The organism is Kitasatospora sp. NPDC004272, from assembly GCF_053603035.1.
Genome location: NZ_JBSGET010000013.1, coordinates 1 through 18,409 on the forward strand (window position 1 = coordinate 1; position 18,409 = coordinate 18,409).

12 protein-coding genes and 1 pseudogene are annotated in these 18,409 nt (G+C 73.1%); 1 reads left to right on the forward strand and 12 read right to left on the reverse strand.

Annotated features, from left to right (window positions below; all coding sequences use genetic code 11):
* Positions 1-95: pseudogene (locus tag ACWEO5_RS06565) on the forward strand (ATP-binding protein); the annotation flags it as partial.
* Positions 96-185: 90 nt separating this feature from the next.
* Here ACWEO5_RS06565 and cimA read toward each other — a convergent pair.
* The 12 genes from cimA to ACWEO5_RS06625 all read right to left on the reverse strand — a co-directional run bounded on the left by cimA (position 186) and on the right by ACWEO5_RS06625 (position 18,073).
* Complete coding sequence (cimA, locus tag ACWEO5_RS06570) at positions 186-1,790, reverse strand: citramalate synthase (RefSeq protein WP_452160741.1); 1,605 nt, start codon at positions 1,788-1,790, stop codon at positions 186-188.
* Between the two features lie 333 nt (positions 1,791-2,123).
* On the reverse strand, positions 2,124-2,690 hold the full coding sequence (locus ACWEO5_RS06575; protein WP_452160743.1) for a Uma2 family endonuclease: 567 nt from the start codon (positions 2,688-2,690) through the stop codon (positions 2,124-2,126).
* 98 nt (positions 2,691-2,788) lie between these two features.
* The gene (locus ACWEO5_RS06580; RefSeq protein ID WP_452160745.1) at positions 2,789-3,901 is read right to left on the reverse strand and encodes a branched-chain amino acid aminotransferase; all 1,113 of its coding nucleotides are present in this window, start codon (positions 3,899-3,901) and stop codon (positions 2,789-2,791) included.
* A 172-nt stretch (positions 3,902-4,073) separates the two neighbouring features.
* Positions 4,074-5,111 (reverse strand): 3-isopropylmalate dehydrogenase, encoded by a 1,038-nt coding sequence (locus tag ACWEO5_RS06585; protein WP_452160747.1) that lies wholly within the window; start codon positions 5,109-5,111, stop codon positions 4,074-4,076.
* A 62-nt stretch (positions 5,112-5,173) separates the two neighbouring features.
* Positions 5,174-5,755, reverse strand: coding sequence for a Uma2 family endonuclease (locus tag ACWEO5_RS06590; protein WP_452160749.1), 582 nt, complete (start codon positions 5,753-5,755; stop codon positions 5,174-5,176).
* A gap of 28 nt (positions 5,756-5,783) precedes the next feature.
* The gene (locus tag ACWEO5_RS06595; RefSeq protein ID WP_452160751.1) at positions 5,784-8,906 is read right to left on the reverse strand and encodes a S8 family serine peptidase; all 3,123 of its coding nucleotides are present in this window, start codon (positions 8,904-8,906) and stop codon (positions 5,784-5,786) included.
* Between the two features lie 95 nt (positions 8,907-9,001).
* Complete coding sequence (locus tag ACWEO5_RS06600) at positions 9,002-9,172, reverse strand: hypothetical protein (RefSeq protein ID WP_452160753.1); 171 nt, start codon at positions 9,170-9,172, stop codon at positions 9,002-9,004.
* Positions 9,173-9,450: 278 nt separating this feature from the next.
* Positions 9,451-11,037, reverse strand: a complete 1,587-nt coding sequence (gene serA, locus ACWEO5_RS06605; protein WP_452160831.1) for a phosphoglycerate dehydrogenase — start codon at positions 11,035-11,037, stop codon at positions 9,451-9,453.
* 221 nt (positions 11,038-11,258) lie between these two features.
* Positions 11,259-12,257: a ketol-acid reductoisomerase gene (gene ilvC / locus ACWEO5_RS06610; protein WP_014138197.1), complete on the reverse strand. Its 999-nt coding sequence runs from the start codon at positions 12,255-12,257 to the stop codon at positions 11,259-11,261.
* Between the two features lie 99 nt (positions 12,258-12,356).
* Positions 12,357-12,881, reverse strand: a complete 525-nt coding sequence (ilvN, locus tag ACWEO5_RS06615; RefSeq protein ID WP_344553079.1) for an acetolactate synthase small subunit — start codon at positions 12,879-12,881, stop codon at positions 12,357-12,359.
* Between the two features lie 31 nt (positions 12,882-12,912).
* Positions 12,913-14,763, reverse strand: a complete 1,851-nt coding sequence (locus ACWEO5_RS06620; protein ID WP_344552983.1) for an acetolactate synthase large subunit — start codon at positions 14,761-14,763, stop codon at positions 12,913-12,915.
* Between the two features lie 274 nt (positions 14,764-15,037).
* The gene (locus ACWEO5_RS06625) at positions 15,038-18,073 is read right to left on the reverse strand and encodes a putative bifunctional diguanylate cyclase/phosphodiesterase (protein WP_452160756.1); all 3,036 of its coding nucleotides are present in this window, start codon (positions 18,071-18,073) and stop codon (positions 15,038-15,040) included.
* Positions 18,074-18,409: the final 336 nt, after the last annotated feature.

The window sequence follows — 18,409 nt, forward strand, 5'->3', positions numbered from 1 at the left end:
TCCCCATCATCACCCTCGACGCCCGACGCCGGGACAGCGCCAAGAGCGCCCTCATCACCCTCGTCGAACACGCCCTCCTCGCCCGACTGCGGTGACGGAGGCCCCGAAGGGGTAATGAACACGCCAGAAGGGGGCGTGCGGAGCCTTCCGCACGCCCCCTGGGCACTTCCGCGCACCGACCGCCGTTACGGCTGCTGGTCGGCCCTCAGCAGCCCGTAGGTGTACGCGTCCTCCAGCGCCACCCAGGACGCGGCGATCACGTTGTCCGCGACGCCGACCGTCGACCAGGTCGCGGTGCCGTCGGTGGACTCGATCAGCACCCGGGTCTTCGAGCCGGTGCCGTGCTGGCCCTCCAGGATCCGGACCTTGTAGTCCACCAGCTCCAGCTTGGCCAGCGCCGGGTAGATCGGCTCCAGCGCCGTCCGCAGCGCCTTGTCCAGCGCGTCCACCGGGCCGTTGCCCTCGCCGGTGGCCACCTTGCGCTCGCCCTTCGCCCACAGCTTCACGGTCGCCTCGTTGCCGGCGAAACCGTTCGGCCCCTGCTCGCTGATGGTCCGCCAGGACTCCAGCTCGAAGAACCGCTGCCGCTCGCCGCCGTTCACCTCGTCGCGCAGCAGCAGCTCGAACGAGGCGTCCGCCGCCTCGTAGGTGTACCCGAGGTTCTCCTGCGCCTTCACCCGGGCCACCACCCGGCCCGCCAGGTCGCGGTCGCTGGACAGGTCGTAGCCCAGCTCCTTGCCCTTCAGCTCGATCGAGGCCCGGCCGGCCATGTCGGACACCAGCATCCGCATGGTGTTGCCGACCAGCTCCGGGTCGATGTGCTGGTACAGGTCCGGGTCGACCTTGATCGCGGAGGCGTGCAGGCCCGCCTTGTGCGCGAACGCCGAGAAGCCCACGTACGGCTGGTGGGTGGACGGCGTCAGGTTCACCACCTCGGCGACGGCGTGCGAGATCCGGGTCATCTCGGCCAGCGCCCCGGCCGGGAGCACCCGGCGGTCGTACTTGAGCTCCAGCGCCGCCGCGACCGGGAACAGGTTGGCGTTGCCGACCCGCTCGCCGTAGCCGTTGGCGGTGCACTGCACGTGGGTGGCCCCGGCGTCCACGGCGGCCAGCGTGTTGGCCACCGCGCAGCCGGTGTCGTCCTGGGCGTGCATGCCGATGCGGGCGCCGGTCTCCGCGAGCACGGTGGCGACGATCTCGCGCACGCCCGAGGGCAGCATGCCGCCGTTGGTGTCGCAGAGCACGACGACGTCCGCGCCCGCCTCGTGCGCGGTGCGCACCACGGCGAGGGCGTACTCCGGGTTGGCCTTGTAGCCGTCGAAGAAGTGCTCGCAGTCGATGAACACCCGGCGGTCCTGGCCGCGCAGGTACTCCACGCTGTCCCGGACCATCTCCAGGTTCTCCTCCAGCGTGGTGCGCAGCGCCAGCTCCACGTGCCGGTCGTGCGACTTGGCCACCAGCGTCACCACCGGCGCGCCGGAGGCCACCAGCGCGGCCAGCTGCGGGTCCTCGGCGGCCTTGCCGCCGGCCCGGCGGGTGGCGCCGAAGGCCACCAGCTGGGCGTTCTTGAACTCCAGCTCGGCCTGGGCCCGGGCGAAGAACTCGGTGTCCCGGGGGTTGGCGCCGGGCCAGCCGCCCTCGATGAAGCCGACCCCGAACTCGTCCAGGTGGCGCGCGATCGCCAGCTTGTCGGCCACCGTGAGGTTGATGCCCTCGCGCTGGGCGCCGTCGCGGAGCGTGGTGTCGAAGACGTGGAAGCCGTCGCTGGGGCGGCTGTTGGCCTCGGTCATGGCCCTGGGTTCTCCGTTCGGTGGAGTTACTGCTGTTTGCCGGGATCGGAATCCGGCTCCACTGTCCAGCATCCCGCGCGCGTCCCCGGTGTCTCCGTCCCCTTGTGGGGGCCCGGTGCCGGTCCGGAGGCAAAACAAAAGACCCCTCGCGGGTGCGAGAGGTCTGCGCGCGGGTCTGGACGCTGGTGGTCGCTCCGCGGTCAGGGTGTTGCCGTGGAAGCGGTCACTGCGGACCGGCGCGCCTGCTGCTAATAATCAGCGAGAGCGAGGACACCCTCGCAGTCTTGCACACGCCCGCCGGGACGGGAGGTGCGTCTCGCGATCCGGGACGGGTCAGGCGAACAGGTCGGCGGTGTCGAGTTCGAAGCCGAACGGCGCGGGCAGCGGAAGAGGCTTCCCCACGAGCACGATGGCGGTCGCGGTGTAGTCGTCCTTGGCCGGGCTGCTGTACAGCACCACCTGGCCCGCTTTCCGGTCCACCAGGAGGTACAGCGGGATCTCCGCCGCTGCGTAGCCCTTGCGCTTGGACTCGCGGTCCTTGGCCGGGTTCCCGGAGGTCACCTCGACCACCATCAGCAGCCCGTCGGGCTTGGCCCACGACTCACGGCTCATCATCCCGCCGCGGGCCGCGAACGCGCCGTCCGGAATGTACCGGCCGCCGGGCACGATGACGCCCGTTCCCGGCGCGAAGTCCAGGTCCGCGGCAGCCTGCTGGAAGACCTGCCGGACGATCCGTCCGATCACGGTCTCGTGCTCGCCGTTCGGGGGCGGTGTCACGATGATCTCTCCCTCGATGATCTCGGCCTTGAACCCCTGCGGGGTGTCCAGGGCCAGGAAGGCGTCGAGGAGGTCATCCTCCGGGCTGCGCCAGACGTCGGCGTCGTACATCTCGGCGGTCATGGTCCCTCCCTCCTATCCGAGCCGTTCAACGAGTGAGCGCTTCCGAGGCTACCGGCCCCGGGCCTTCCGCCATGAAGTGCCCGGGCCGGTGGCGGGCGTCAGGCGATGGTGTGCATCCAGCCGTGGGTGTCGGGAGCCTGGCCGCCCTGGATGGCCAGCAGGGCCTCACGGAGCTTCATGGTGACGGGGCCGGGCTCGCCGGTGCCGACGGTCCAGTCGGCGCCGACCGACTTGACCTGGCCGACGGGGGTGATGACGGCGGCGGTGCCGCAGGCGAAGACCTCGGTGATGGTGCCGTCGGCGTTGCCCCGCTTCCACTCGTCGGTGGAGATCCTGCGCTCCTCGGTGCCGTGGCCGAGGTCGGCGGCGAGGGCGAGCAGCGAGTCGCGGGTGATGCCGGGGAGCAGCGAGCCGGAGAGTTCGGGGGTGACGACGGTGGCGTCCGCGCCCTCGCCGAGGACGAAGTAGAGGTTCATGCCGCCCATCTCCTCGACCCACTTGTGCTCGGCGGCGTCGAGCCAGACCACCTGGTCGCAGCCCTTGGCGGCGGCCTCGGCCTGGGCGACCAGCGAGGCGGCGTAGTTGCCCGCGCACTTGGCGGCGCCGGTGCCGCCGGGGGCGGCGCGGACGTAGTCCTCGGAGAGCCAGACCGAGACCGGCTTGACGCCGCCGGAGAAGTAGGCGCCGGCCGGCGAGGCGATGATCATGAAGAGGTAGGAGTTGGCGGGGCGCACGCCCAGGCCGACCTCGGTGGCGAACATGAAGGGCCGCAGGTAGAGGCTCTGCTCGGGCTTGCCGGGCACCCAGGCGCGGTCCTGCTGGACGAGCAGTTCGACGGCCTCGACGAAGGTCTCCTCCGGCAGCTCGGGCATCGCCAGGCGGCGGGCGGAGGCCCGGAAGCGGGCCGCGTTGGCCTCGGGGCGGAAGGTCGCGACCGAGCCGTCGGGCTGCCGGTACGCCTTGAGGCCCTCGAAGATCGACTGGCCGTAGTGCAGCGTCATGTTGGCCGGGTCGACCTCCAGCGGCGCGTACGGGGTCAGCTGGGCGTCGTGCCAGCCCAGGCCCTCGGTCCAGCGGATGGTCACCATGTGGTCGGTGAAGACCCGGCCGAAGCCGGGATCGGCCAGTCGGGCCTCGCGCTCCTCGTCGGACAGGGGGTGCGCGGAGGGCTTGAGGTCGAACGCTATCGGCGACTGGGTGGGCGTGCTCATGACTTTCTGTCCTTCACCGTGGGGTTGGGCTGGGCCTTCACCGTCGGGCGGGGGGAACGCATGACGGCACGGCCCACTGTCGATACTCGCATCCAGGGGGCCGTGCCGAACAGCCGGGAGGCTGTTGCTCGCTGTGAACCGGCCCAGTGGCCGGAGGGGGTCGTCCGGCCGGTCAGCCGGCTACTCGGGCGGCGAGCGCGTCGCCGACCGCGGAGGTGGAGCGGGCGCCGGAGCGCTCGGTGAGGTCCGCGGCGACCGCGGCCTCGACCGCGGCGGCCTCGGCGGCGTAGCCGAGGTGCTCCAGCAGCATGGCGACCGACAGCACGGTGGCGGTCGGGTCGGCCTTGCCCTGGCCGGCGATGTCCGGGGCGGAGCCGTGCACCGGCTCGAACATCGACGGGAAGTCGCCGCTCGGGTTGATGTTGCCGGACGCGGCCAGGCCGATGCCGCCGGTGACGGCCGCGGCGAGGTCGGTCAGGATGTCGCCGAACAGGTTGTCGGTGACGATCACGTCGAAGCGCTCGGGCTGGGTGACGAAGAAGATCGTCGCCGCGTCGACGTGCAGGTAGTCGGTGGTGACCTCGGGGAACTCCCGGCCGACCTGCTCGAAGATCCGGGTCCACAGGTGGCCGGCGTGCACCAGCACGTTGTTCTTGTGGACGAGGGTGAGCTTCTTGCGCGGGCGGGCCTGGGCCCGACGGTAGGCGTCGCGGACGACCCGCTCGATGCCGAACGCGGTGTTCAGCGAGACCTCGGTGGCGACCTCCTGCGGGGTGCCGGTGCGCAGCGTGCCGCCGTTGCCGACGTACGGGCCCTCGGTGCCCTCGCGGACGACCACGAAGTCGATGCTCGGCTCGCCGGCCAGCGGCGACTTCACACCCGGGAGCAGCTTGCCGGGGCGCAGGTTGATGTGGTGGTCGAAGGCGAACCGCAGCTTGAGCAGCAGCCCGCGCTCCAGCACGCCGGACGGCACGCTCGGGTCGCCGATGGCGCCGAGCAGGATCGCGTCCTGGCCCTTGAGCTCCTCCAGCACCGCGTCGGGGAGGGTCTCCCCGGTGCGGTGGTACAGCCGTGCACCGAGGTCGTACTCGGTGGTCTCCAGCTTGGTGTCGGAGGGCAGGGCGGCGCGGAGCACCTTGAGGCCCTCGGCCACGACCTCCTGGCCGATGCCGTCACCCGGGATCACTGCGAGACGAATGGTGCGAGACATACTCGGACAGTACAACCCGTCCCACGGCCTGGGCACGGACCGTCCACGATCCGGACGCGCTGTCAGACGAGTTCGACCTCGACCGGGAACGGCACGTCGAGCTTGAGGACGCCGTGGTGGATTCCCGCTACCCCGTAGCCCTTGGTCGCCGGGTCCAACTCGTAGACGTAGACCACAGGGCGGCCGTTGTCACTCTCCACCCGCCAGAAGTGGCGGATACCGGCGGCAGCGTACTTCCTCGGCTTGGCCTCGCGGTCGCGCTCCTCCGACTCCTCCGACACCACCTCAACCGCCAGCAGGACATCGTCCGGCTCGCAGTACGTCTGCTTCGGACCGGTGACGCCCTGCTGGTTCACTACCATCAGATCGGGCTCGGGACGGTTGCGCCGGTTGAGCTTGACGTTCATCTCCCGCCACACCTCCCACCCAGCCGGGGCCGCGTCCGCCAGCGCTCGTTCGAGGAGCCGGAGCGTACGCATGTGGAACAACGTCTGCGGACTCACGAAAACCAGACTCCCGTCGATCAACTCCGTGTGCGGCGGGAGGTCCGGCAACCGGTCCAGGTCGTCGGCGGTGTAGCCGCCCACGGGCGGGCGGAGCCAGTCCGGGTACGGGTCCGGGTCGACGCTCATCAGTGCTCCCATGCTCGGGATTCTTGCCTGTCAGACCAGGCTAGCGGGCGGCTTCCCAGCCGGGGTCACCCTTCGGGGTGAGCAGCTGGATTCGGTCGCCGACCGGGTTGAGGTGGTGGATCACCAGGGCGTTCGCGAGCGGGGTGTGCAGCACCTGGCCGGGGTGGACGGGGGTGAGGACGGGGGTGGCGAGGGTCGGGTCGACGGGGTAGGGGCCGAGGGTGGCGAGGGCGTCGGCCGGGTCGTCGGAGGCGCCGGTCCAGACGGTGTAGCGGGGGTGGGTGAGCGGCGGCAGGGCCGCGAGGCGGACGGGCAGCAGCAGGGTGTCGGAGTCGAGCAGGGCGGTGTCGGTGTCGCCCCAGCGGCCGTTGAGCGGCTGGACGTCGAGTTCGGCGCCGGTGCGGGCGTCCAGGGTGCGGGCGACCAGCACGTCACTGCCCTTGAGCCGGTCGGCGACCACGGTGGCGTCGGGGGTGCCGTCGCCGTCGGCGTCGATCGAGGCGCGGACGCCCAGCGGGCCGGCGGGGGTGGGGGCGGGGGCCCACAGCACGGCGGCCAGGTAGAGGGTGCCGCGGCCGTCGACGGCGGCGGCCGCGTGGTGCAGGTCGGCGGAGCGCTCGGCGGGGTCGTCGACGCAGATCTCGGCGTCGGGGGCGGGGCAGTCGGGCCAGCGCGGGCCCTCGCCGCCCGGCTGGAGGGCGCTGAGCAGGCCGGGGCGGGGGTTCCCGGAGACCGCGAAGGTGGCGGCGGTGCCGAGCACGGTGCCGTCGGAGGCGGCGCGCGGGGCGGCGAACAGCGGGACGCGCAGCGGCGGCAGGGTGTCGTCCTCGGGGGTGAGGGTGAGCCGGCCGGAGAGTTCGCCGCGGTAGCTGCGGGGGTGCCCGGCCTGGAGCAGGTCGAGGGTGGGGTCGGGGGCCCGGCCGAGGTCGGGGCCGAGCCGGAGGGTGACGGTGACGGTGGCGCTGCCGTGCGGGGGCAGGTCGACCCGGGCGGGCGAGATCCCGAAGGCGGCGCCGGGCAGCGTGGTGGCCGGCGCGTAGCCGGTGGTGTAGGCCAGCGGGCGGTCCCCGAGGTTGCGGACGGTCACCTCGCGGGTGGCGGTGGCCGCGCCGGTGGCCTCGACCACGCCGAAGGAGACGCCGACCGCGCCCTCGGTCCGCGTCCCGTAGGCGAGCACGGGGGTGCGGACGGCGGCGTCGGCCCGGACCCGGCCGCTGCCGGTGCGTTCGGGGCCGTACACCGGGCCGGTGCGGCCGTCGTGCAGGTAGGTGTCGGTGGCGGTGTCCATCAGCGCGGCCTTGACCTCGGCGGCGTCGTAGTCGGGGTGCGCGGAGCGGACCAGCGCGGCCAGGCCGGACAGGTGCGGGGTGGCCATCGAGGTGCCGTCCTCGCGCATCCCGCCGGTGCCGGTGCCGACCCGGGCGGACCAGATGGTCTCGCCGGGGGCGGCCAGGTCGGGCTTGACCACGCCGTCGACGCCGATGCCGCGGGAGGTGAAGGAGGTGAGGGTGTCGGTGCGCTGCGGCTGGTCCTGCGGGACGGCGCCGTGCAGCGGGTTGCCGGGGGCGGCGAGCCGGACGGTGACCGGGCCGCCGCCCAGGGCGGACAGCAGCCGCTCGCCGTCGGCGCGGGCCAGGATCGCGGCGGGGATCCGGTCGTCCCCGGCGATCTCGCCGAGGTTGTCGCCGTCGGCGGCGTAGAGCGCGCCGACGGCTCCGGCGTCGGCGGCGTGGTCGGCGCGCGGGGCGGAGCCGCAGGCCCGGTCCGGGTCCTTGGTGGTCCAGCGCAGCACCGCGACCTTGCCGCGCAGCCGGTCGGCGTCGGCGGGCGTGAAGGGCGCGCAGCCGTCCGACTGGTCGGCGGGGACGGCGAGTTCGCCGCCGACCTCGGTGTCGTCCCAGTGGGTGTACTTGCTGCTCCAGTGCGCGGGGACGTTCCCGGCCAGCGCGGCGGGGGCGAGCACGGTGATGCCGTCGGCGTCGCCGTGCGGGTCGACCGAGGCGGCGGCGGTGAGCACCCGGGCGGCGGTGCCGGGGCTGCCGCCGACGCCGTACACGTCGCCCTCGTTGCCGGAGGCGGCGACCACCACGGTGCCCAGCGCGGCGAGCCGGTCGGCGGCCAGCGCGTCGGCGTCGCCGGGGCGGCCGTAGGGGCTGCCGAGCGAGAGGTTGACCACGTCGAGGCGGTCGGCGAGGTCGCCGTCGCCGTTCGGGTCGGCGGCCAGGTCGAGGGCGGCGGCGAGCTGGTCGGTGGAGCCCTCGCAGCCGAACACCTTGATCGCGTAGAGCTGGGCGCCGGGGGCCGCGCCGGGGGCGACCGCGAAGCCGGCCGGGTCCAGGCCGGGCCGGTAGGGGCCGCGGTAGGGCTTGCCGTCGGCGGTGACGCCGTACCCGGCGGCGGTGCCGGCCACGTGGGTGCCGTGGCCGTTGGCGGCGCAGTCGAGCGGGTTGTCGTCGGGGTGCGGGTCGGGCTGGGGGTGGGCGGCGGCCGGGTCGGGGTCGTAGTCGTCGCCGACCAGGTCCTTGCCGCCGACCACCTTGGCGTTCGGGAACAGCCCGGCGGGGGCGGGCTTCGCGCCGTCGACCGCGCGGTACGCCCCGGGGGTGCCGGGGCCGCCGAAGTCGGCGTGGGTGTAGTCGATGCCGGAGTCGACGATGCCGATCCGGACGCCCTCGCCGGTGTGGCCCTCGGGGCCGTCCCAGACCTGCGGGGCGCCGGTGAGCGGCACCGAGTAGCCGTTGGCGCGCCGCTTGAGCGCGACCGGGCGCACCGCGCGGACGCCGGGCAGGCCGGTCAGCCGCGGCAGTTCGGCGGCGGGCAGCCGCAGGGCGAGGCCGCTGACCAGGGTGCGGGTGCGGTAGAGCGGGTGGGCGTCGGGGACGGCGCGCCGCAGGGCGGCGGTGAGCGCGTCCAACGAGCGGTCGGCGACGGCCCGCCCGGCGCTCCCCGCGGCGGCGGCGGCGCGCCGGGTCTGGTCGGGGGTGCGCAGCTGCCGGCGGGCGTCGTCCCGGGCGCGCTGCCAGGCGGTGGCGGCGGGCTCGGTGCCGAGTTCCAGGAACACGGTGGTGCTCGGGCCGTCGGCGGGCCGGTCGTCGGCCAGCGCGGGGGCGGTGGCCGGGGCGAGCAGGGCGAGGGCGGCGAGGAGGCCGAGGGGGGTGCGCACCGCCCCAAGGTAGGAGCCGCCGGCGGGACGGGGGCGGAGGTTCACTCCATGGGTGACGCTCCGTCACCCGTCCGGCCCAGCGCGGGTATTGGCGTTCAGTCGCCGATCGGGGCGCTGTTGTCGCGGCGGTCGAGGGCGCGCTGCAGGGCGGCGGCGGTGCGCGGGTCGGCCGGCAGGGCGCGGCGGCGGCGCGGGGGCGCGGCGACCGCGGCGGCGGAGGTCGTGGTGGCGGCGGGGGCGGTGGTGCGGTCTGCGACGAACGGCATACCGGGCTCCTTGGTGCGGGGGCGCAGCGGCGCGCGGAAGGGGTGAGGGGTACGCCGAGCAGGGATCGCCTGCCGCACCGCGTACGGGCCGACGGGCCACGCGCCCCGGAGTTGCGGGGGTGGCTCACCGTAGGACTACTCCACGGTACGGCGAAGTGGCCGCGAGGGCAGCAGATTTACTTGGATTTCCTAGTATCTGAGACGGGGTTCACTCCGGGGCATGCGAACGGCCCTTCCGCCTCAAGGTCGGAAGGGCCGTCTGCGGGTGCTGCGGGGCGTCAGCCCAGGTTCACCGAGCGGGCGAACTTGGCGCCGATGGCGGCGGCGATCTCGGCCAGGACCTCCTGGGAGACCTCGCTGTCCACGGTGATCGAGGCCAGCGCGTTGTCACCGTCCCGGGCGACCTGCATGCCCGCGATGTTGATGCCCGCGTCGCCGAGGATCCGGCCGAGGGTGCCGACCACGCCGGGGCGGTCCTCGTAGTGGAAGAACGCCATGTGGTCGGTGAGCGCCACGTCGACGTCGAAGCCGTCCACGCCGACGATCTTCTGGGTCTGCTTCGGGCCGGACAGGGTGCCGGAGATCGACACCTCGCCGCCGTCGGCCAGGGTGCCCCGGACGGTGATCACGTTGCGGTGCTCGGGCGACTCGCTGGAGGTGGTCAGACGCACCTCGACACCGCGCTCCTGGGCGAACAGCGGGGCGTTGACGTACGACACCGTCTCGGCCACCACGTCCTCGAACACGCCCTTGAGGGCCGACAGTTCGAGCACCTTCACGTCGTGCTGGGTGATCTCGCCGCGGACCTCGACGTCCAGCCGGACGGCGACCTCGCCGGCCAGCGCGGTGAAGATCCGGCCGAGCTTCTCGGCCAGCGGCAGGCCCGGGCGGACGTCCTCGGCGATCACGCCGCCCTGGACGTTGACCGCGTCCGGCACCAGCTCGCCGGCCAGCGCCAGGCGCACCGACTTGGCGACCGCGATGCCGGCCTTCTCCTGCGCCTCGTCGGTGGAGGCGCCCAGGTGCGGGGTGGCCACCACGTTGTCGAAGGCGAACAGCGGGGAGTCGGTGCACGGCTCCTTGGAGTAGACGTCCAGGCCGGCGCCGGCGACCCGGCCCTCCTGGAGCGCCCGGACCAGCGCCTCCTCGTCGACGATGCCGCCGCGGGCGGCGTTGACGATCCGCACGGTCGGCTTGACCTTGTGCAGCGCCTCGTCGCCGATCAGGCCGATGGTCTCCGGGGTCTTCGGGAGGTGGACGGTGATGAAGTCCGAGACCTCCAGCAGCTCCTCCAGGGAGAGCAGCTTGACGCCCATCTGGGCCGCGCGGGCGGCCTGGATGTAGGGGTCGTACGCGACGATCTTCATGCCGAAGGCGGACATCCGCTGGGCGACCAGCACGCCGATCCGGCCGAGGCCGACCACGCCGAGGGTCTTCTCGCTGAGCTCGACGCCGGTGTACTTGTTGCGCTTCCACTCGCCGCCCTTGAGCGCGGCGTTGGCGGGGGCGATGTTGCGGGCGACCGAGATCAGCAGGCCGCAGGCCAGCTCGGCGGCGGTGACGATGTTGGAGGTCGGCGCGTTGACGACCATCACGCCGGCCTTGGTGGAGGCGGCCACGTCCACGTTGTCCAGGCCGACGCCGGCCCGGGCCACGACCTTCAGCTTCTTGGCGGCGGCCAGCGCCTCGGCGTCCACCTTGGTGGCGGAGCGGATCAGGATGGCGTCGACGTCCGCGATCGCGGTCAGCAGCTCGGCGCGGTCGGCGCCGTTGCAGTGGCGGATCTCGAAGTCGGGGCCCAGCGCGTCGACGGTGGCGGGCGACAGCTCTTCGGCGATCAGTACGACAGCGCTCTTGGGTGTCACAGTGCTCACGACAGTGTGTCCTTAACTGTCCGGTTCACCCCGCCGCGCGGAGGTGGCGCGCACAGGGCGGGGGAAGGTGGCATGTCGCGTAGCTAGACGCACGACGCTGTGGGCCTGACGCGTGGTTCGGAGTCTATCGGCGGGGTGGTGCGGGGACTGCTCCCGTCCGGCGAAATCACCCGGACGGGAACAGCCTTGTTGTACAACCGGGACGGGGAGGCTCAGGCCTCCTGGTCGACCCAGCTCATCAGCTTGCGCAGCTTCTTGCCGGTGGTCTCCAGCAGGTGCTCGCTGTCCGCGTTCTTGTACTCGTTGTACTTCGGCAGGCCCGCCTTGTACTCGGCGATCCAGGTGTTGGCGAAGGTGCCGTCCTGGATCTCGGCGAGGACCTTCTTCATCTCGGCCTTGGTGTCGGCGGTGATGATGCGGGGGCCGGTCACGTAGTCGCCCCACTCGGCGGTCTCGGAGACCGACCAGCGCATCTTCTCCAGGCCGCCCTCGTACATCAGGTCGACGATCAGCTTGAGCTCGTGCAGGCACTCGAAGTAGGCGATCTCGGGCTGGTAGCCCGCCTCGACCAGGGTCTCGAAGCCGGCCTTCACCAGGGCGGCGGTGCCACCGCAGAGGACGGCCTGCTCACCGAACAGGTCGGTCTCGGTCTCCTCGGTGAAGGTGGTCTTGATGACGCCGGCCTTGGTGCCGCCGATGCCCTTGGCGTAGGACAGCGCCAGGTCGAAGGCCTTGCCGGTGGCGTCCTGCTCGACGGCCACGATGCACGGGACGCCGCGGCCCTCCTGGTACTGGCGGCGCACCAGGTGGCCCGGGCCCTTCGGGGCGACCATGCAGACGTCGACGTCGGCCGGCGGCTGGATGAAGCCGAAGCGGATGTTCAGGCCGTGGCCGAAGAACAGGGCGTCGCCCGCCTTCAGGTTCGGCTCGATGGCGTCCTTGTAGACGTCGGCCTGGATCGGGTCCGGAACCAGGATCATGATGACGTCGGCCTCGGCCGCGGCCTCGGACGGGGTGACCACGCGCAGGCCGGCCTCGGCGGCCGCGGCGCGGGACTTGGAGCCCTCCAGCAGGCCGACGCGGACGTCCACGCCCGAGTCGCGCAGCGACAGCGCGTGGGCGTGGCCCTGGCTGCCGTAGCCGATGACCGCGACCTTGCGGCCCTGGATGATGGACAGGTCGGCGTCGTCTTCGTAGAACAGCTCGGCCACGGGGGCACATCTCCTTGCGTGATGGTGATGCCGGGGTTCCTACCGTAGGCGCACCCGGCGGACTTCGATGGCAGTGCTCAGGTTGTAAGACGGCTCGCGTCAGGCGGAACGGTCCAGCGCGCGCAGCGAGCGGTCGGTGATGGAGCGGGCGCCGCGGCCGATCGCGACCATGCCGGACTGCACCAACTCCTTGATGCCGTACGGCTCCAGCATCCGCAGCATGGCCTCCAGCTTGTCGGAGGAGCCGGTGGCCTCGATGGTCACCGCGTCGGGCGACACGTCGACGGTCTTGGCGCGGAACAGCTGGACGATCTCGGTGACCTGGGAGCGGCTCTCCGCGTCGGCCCGGACCTTGACCAGGACCAGCTCGCGCCGGACGGCCTGGGACTGGTCCAGCTCGACGATCTTGATCACGTTGACCAGCTTGTTGAGCTGCTTGGTGACCTGCTCCAGCGGCAGCTCCTCGACGTTGACCACGATGGTCATCCGGGAGATGTCGGGGTGCTCGGTCGGGCCGACCGCGAGCGAGTCGATGTTGAAGCCGCGGCGGGAGAACAGCGCGGCGATCCGGGCGAGCACGCCGGGCTTGTTCTCGACCAGGACGGACAGGGTGTGCTTGGACATGGTGGTCATCGCTTTCGGGTCCGTGGGTCCGTCAGTCCAGGTCGTCGCCGAAGTCGGGGCGCGCGCCCCGGGCGAACTGGATCTCGTCGTTGCTGGTGCCGGCGGCGACCATCGGCCAGACCATCGCGTCCTGGTGGACGATGAAGTCGATGACCACCGGGCGGTCGTTGATCTCCATCGCCTGCTTGATCACGTCGTCCAGGTCCTCGGGGCGCTCGCAGCGCAGGCCGACCGCGCCCATCGCCTCGGAGAGCAGCACGAAGTCCGGGATCCGGGTGCCCTGGGCGGGCGGCTCGACGCCGTCGTGGCCCGGGCCCGAGTGCAGCACGGTGTTGGAGTAGCGCTGGTTGTAGAACAGGGTCTGCCACTGGCGGACCATGCCGAGCGAGCCGTTGTTGATGACCGCGACCTTGATCGGCAGGTTGTTCAGGGTGCAGGTGGTGAGTTCCTGGTTGGTCATCTGGAAGCAGCCGTCGCCGTCGATCGCCCAGACCGGGACGTCCGGCTTGCCGGCCTTGGCGCCCATCGCGGCGGGGACGGCGTAGCCCATCGTCCCGGCGCCGCCCGAGTTCAGCCAGGTGGCCGGCTTCTCGAACTGGATGAACTGGCTCGCCCACATCTGGTGCTGGCCGACGCCCGCGGCGTAGATCGCGTCCGGGCCGACCAGCTGGCCGATCCGCTCGATCACCTGCTGGGGCGACAACTGCCCCTCGGGGGCGGGCTCGTAGCCCAGCGGGTAGGTCTTCTTCCACTCGTTCAGCCGGGTCCACCACTCGGTGTAGTCACCGCGGTGGCCGGCGTCGAACTCGGCCTGGACGGCGACGATCAGGTCGGCCAGCACCTCGCGGGCGTCACCGACGATCGGGACGTCCGCCGGGCGGTTCTTGCCGATCTCGGCCGGGTCGATGTCGGCGTGCACGACCTTGGCGCTCGGGGCGAAGGAGTCGAGCTTGCCGGTGACCCGGTCGTCGAAGCGGGCGCCCAGGGTGAACAGCAGGTCGGTCTTCTGCAGCGCGGTGACGGCGGGGACGGAGCCGTGCATGCCGGGCATGCCCAGGTGCTGCGGGTGGCTGTCCGGGAAGACGCCGATCGCCATCAGGGTGGTGACCACCGGGGCGCCGGTCAGCTCGGCCAGGATGCGCAGTTCGGCGCCCGCGTTGGCCTTGAGCACGCCGCCGCCGACGTACAGCACCGGGCGCTTGGCGTTCACCAGCAGCTTGGCGGCCTCGCGGATCTGCTTGGCGTGCGGCTTGGTGACCGGGCGGTAGCCGGGCAGCGCGGCCTCGACCGGCCAGCGGAAGACGGTCTGGGCCTGCAGGGCGTCCTTGGCGATGTCGACCAGGACCGGGCCGGGGCGGCCGGTGGCGGCGATGTGGAACGCCTCGGCGATCACCCGGGGGATCTCGGCCGGGTCGGTCACCAGGTAGTTGTGCTTGGTGATCGGCATGGTGATGCCGCAGATGTCCGCCTCCTGGAAGGCGTCCGTGCCGATCGCCTTGGAGGCGACCTGGCCGGTGATCGCGACGATCGGCACCGAGTCCATGTAGGCGTCGGCGATCGGGGTGACCAGGTTGGTGGCGCCGGGGCCGGAGGTGGCCATGCAGACGCCGACCCGGCCGGTGGCCTGCGCGTAGCCGGTCGCGGCGTGGCCGGCGCCCTGCTCGTGGCGGACCAGGATGTGGCGGACCTTGGTGGAGTCCATCAGCGGGTCGTACGCGGGGAGGATCGCACCACCGGGGATGCCGAACACCGTGTCGGCCCCCACGGCTTCGAGCGAGCGGATGAGCGACTGCGCGCCGGTCATGGTCTCGGTGGTCTGGGGACCCGGAGCGTGGGCGGCCGGGTGGTCCCCGCGGCGGGGGGTTGCGGCGTGCTCAGTCATCTGCCTGTCTCTTCTCGGGTTCTGCTCGGGGGGTGTCGGTCCGGGCGGCGAACGGTCCCGGCCGGTTCTCCGGCTCTGCCTCAATCGTCCGGATTTCAGGTGGTCGAGGCCAGTTGTGGTGCGATGGCCCACCAGCATTCGTGCAACAAAAAACCCCTCGTGCCAAGGGCATGCGAGGGGGAGGCGCGTCGGGCTGGGTTCAGCCGACGCGCCCGCCAAGTACGAGAATTCGGGTGGTCATGGCATCGACCTTCCTCCCACGCAGTGGCGAGTGTCAAGCTGGTGGGACCGGCGTCTCACCATGCGGGCCACCGCCCGGACCGCCCACCGCGTGGCGTTGCGGCAGGTCGAGACCGGTGTGCGGCGGGCCGGGGCGGGCGGTGGCGGCCTCGGCCAGACCACCCGCCCGCGGGTCCGGGGTGCGCGGCGGACGGCGGCCCGGGCCGCCCTGCGGCTGGCGCGGCACCGGGTAGCCGCGGCGCAGCAGCGCGCGGCGCAGCCGCAGTTCGTCCAGCGGCCGGTCGAAGGCGAGTCCCTGGCCGCGCCGGCAGCCGAGCTCCTGCAGGACGGCGACCTGCCGGGGGTGGTCGACGCCGTCGGCGCCGGTGACCAGTCCGAGGTCGCGGCCCAGCCGCAGCGCGTGGCCGGCCAGCGCGCGGGTGAGGGCGGAGTCGGCGAGGTCCTGGACCAGGCTGCGGTCGAGCTTGAGGGCGTCGAACGGCATCCGGGCCAGGGCGCCGAGCGAGCCGCCGCCGGCCCCGAACCCGGCGAGCGCGGTGGACACCCCGAGGCGGCGCAGCGCGGCGAGCCGGCGGCCGAGTTCGTCGGCCAGCGCGTCCGGGCCGGTCCGGGCCACCTCGACGACCAGCAGTCCGGGCGGCAGTCCGGTGTCGCGCAGCGCGCCGGCCAGCGTCTCGTAGGTGCCGGGGGCGCAGATCCGTTCGGCGGCGAGCCGGACGGTGACCGGGACGGGCGGGGCGGCGGGGCCGTCGGCGCGGCGGCGGGCGGCGGCGGCGACGGCCTCGGTGAGCAGCCAGCGGGTGAAGCGGGTGGCGGCGTCGCCGGAGTCGGCGGTGCGCAGGAACTCGGCGGGGGTGAGCAGCAGTCCGCCGGCCGAGCGCCAACGGGCCTGGGCCTCGACGCCGGTGAGCCGGCCGCCGGCGAGTTCGACCACGGGCTGGTGGAGCAGGGTGAAGGCGCCCTCCCGGACGGCGGCCCGCAGCCGTTCCTCCAGTTCGCCGCGGCGGTCGATCTCGGCCCGCATCGCCGGGGTGTAGAGCACCACCCGGCCCTTGCCGCGGGACTTGGCCTGGTACATCGCCAGGTCGGCGTCGCGCAGCAGTTCGTCGGCGGCGGCCCCGGCGGCTTCGGGCCCGGTGGGTTCCGGCCCGGCGGCGGGTCCGGCGGCGGGGTCCGGCCCGGCGGCGGGTCCGGCGGGTTCGGGCCCGGCGGATTCAGCGGGGGCGGCGAGGGCGGGTTCGGGCACCGGCGGCGGGGTGTCGGGGCCGAAGGCGATGCCGATGGAGGCGGCGACGCCGAGTTCGGCGCCGCCGATCCAGTACGGCTCGGAGAGCGCGCCGCGGATCCGCTCGGCCAGGTCGCGGACCTGCGGGTGGCCGAGCCGGCCGCGGACCAGGACGGCGAACTCGTCGCCGCCGAACCGGGCCACGGTGTCCTCGCTGCGGACGGCGGCCTGCAGCCGGCGGGCGGCCTGCACCAGCAGTTCGTCGCCGACCTGGTGCCCGGCGGTGTCGTTGACCGCCTTGAAGCCGTCCAGGTCGAGGAAGAGCACGGCGACGGTGGTGCCGGCCGGGCCCCGCGCGGAGAGCGCGGCCCGGACCCGGTGGGCGAAGAGGGCGCGGTTGGGCAGGTCGGTGAGCGGGTCGTGGAACGCGTTGTGCTGCAACTGGGCCTGCAGGCGGACGCGTTCGGTGATGTCCCGGCTGTTGAGGATCAGGCCGTCGCGGTAGGGGTTGACGGTGGACTCGACGTGCAGCCAGTCCCCCTCGCCGGAGCGGATCCGGCACTCGACCCGGGCCGAGGGCTCGCCGTTGCTGAACCGGGCGCCCCTGGTGCGGGCCAGGATCCGGCGGACCTCGGCCAGCACCCGGTCGACGTCCTCGGGGTGGACCAGGTTGAGCAGGTTGCCGCCGACCAGGTCCTCCGGGTCCCGGTTGTAGACCCGCAGCGCGGCGGGGCTGACGTAGGACAGCGCCCCGGACGGCCCGGCGATCATGATGACGTCGCTGGAGCCCTGCACCAGGGAGCGGAAGTGCGCCTCCTTGGTGGCGAGTTCCTGCGCCAGCGAGAGGTTGTCCAGCAGCATCACGCCCTGCCGGACGATCAGCGCCAGGCCCACCGTGCTGGCGGCGGCCAGCATCACCCGGTCCAGCGGACGGCCGCCGAGCGCGTTGTAGAGGATGCCGGCGGTGCAGACCGCGGCGGCCGCGTACGGGGTGAGCGCGCTGAACGTGGACGCCACCCGGCGGCGCGGCGAGCCCTGCGCGGAGGGGTGCTCGCGGGACGGGCGGCGGGCGTGCTGCCAGGGGGCCCAGGCGAGCAGCAGCGAACCGGCGAACCAGCCCGCGTCCAGCAGTTCGCCGGAGTGGTAGTCGCTGTGGAACTGCGGGGTGGTGAACAGCGCGTCGCAGACCACCGTCAGCGCCAGGCCGATCATCGCGGTGTGCACGGCGGCCCGGTTGCCGTCCCGGCCCCGGAAGCGCAGGCCGACCACCAGGCTGACCAGCAGGATGTCCAGCACCGGGTAGCCGAGGGCGAGGGCCAGCTTGAGCGGGTCGTCGCCGTCCCCGGCCGCGACCCGGCCCAGCGCCAGGCTCCAGCTGAGCGTGAACAGCGAGCCGGCCACCAGCCAGCCGTCCAGCAGCAGGCAGAGCCAGCCCGCCGGGGTGTGCGGACGCTGGGCCAGCACCAGCAGGCCGGTGATGGCCAGCGGGGCGAACAGCAGGAAGGCGTAGTCCGCGAAGGAGTCCTGGGGCAGCGACTGCCGGAGCACCACCTCGTACCAGCCCCAGGCGCCGTTGCCGAAAGCGACCATGGCCGAGGAGAGGCCGAACAGCAGCCAGGCCGGGCGGGTGTGGCCCCCCACCGCGATGCCGTGCGCCAGACAGGACAGGGCGGCCGCGAGGGCCGCCCCGGCGAGACCGAAGTCCCCCATCACCAGCGCGAGTTCACTCGAACCCCAGCCGACCGCGGCGCCCGCGGCGTACCCGGCGCAGAGCACCGCGAGCAGGACGGCGGTGACCCGGCGGCGCGGGGCTCGGGCAGGCGGCACCGACTCGGTGGAGTTCAATCGACATCTCCCCCTCCGGCCAACGGCCGTACCGGTCTTCCCGCTTCGGACCCTACACCACTTCCGTCACGCACTGGCACGCACGCTCAACTTAGAGTAATGAACCGCAGGTGGCGCGAAGCGGGTTGGGGCCGGGATCGCCCGTTCGGCTCAGACCGGGACGGGGCGGGACGGGGCGGGACGCGGCCCGGGGGCGGCGGGGGTGGCGGCGGGACGGACCGGGTCAGCCTCCGGCCGTGGCGGCGGACAGCACGGACGTCCCGGCCACCGTCAGCTCGGTGCCGTGCCGGAAGTCGGCGTCCGGACCGGGGCGGCCGACCGAGGCGAGCACCTCGC

Bases quoted from the DNA above. Each gene is read 5' to 3' on its own strand.
- ACWEO5_RS06600 (WP_452160753.1), bottom strand. From the start codon at position 9,172: ATGCCGTTCGTCGCAGACCGCACCACCGCCCCCGCCGCCACCACGACC.
- cimA (WP_452160741.1), bottom strand. From the start codon at position 1,790: ATGACCGAGGCCAACAGCCGCCCCAGCGACGGCTTCCACGTCTTCGAC.
- ilvN (WP_344553079.1), bottom strand. From the start codon at position 12,881: ATGTCCAAGCACACCCTGTCCGTCCTGGTCGAGAACAAGCCCGGCGTG.
- ACWEO5_RS06575 (WP_452160743.1), bottom strand. From the start codon at position 2,690: ATGACCGCCGAGATGTACGACGCCGACGTCTGGCGCAGCCCGGAGGAT.
- ACWEO5_RS06580 (WP_452160745.1), bottom strand. From the start codon at position 3,901: ATGAGCACGCCCACCCAGTCGCCGATAGCGTTCGACCTCAAGCCCTCC.
- ACWEO5_RS06620 (WP_344552983.1), bottom strand. From the start codon at position 14,763: ATGACTGAGCACGCCGCAACCCCCCGCCGCGGGGACCACCCGGCCGCC.
- ACWEO5_RS06585 (WP_452160747.1), bottom strand. From the start codon at position 5,111: ATGTCTCGCACCATTCGTCTCGCAGTGATCCCGGGTGACGGCATCGGC.
- ACWEO5_RS06590 (WP_452160749.1), bottom strand. From the start codon at position 5,755: ATGGGAGCACTGATGAGCGTCGACCCGGACCCGTACCCGGACTGGCTC.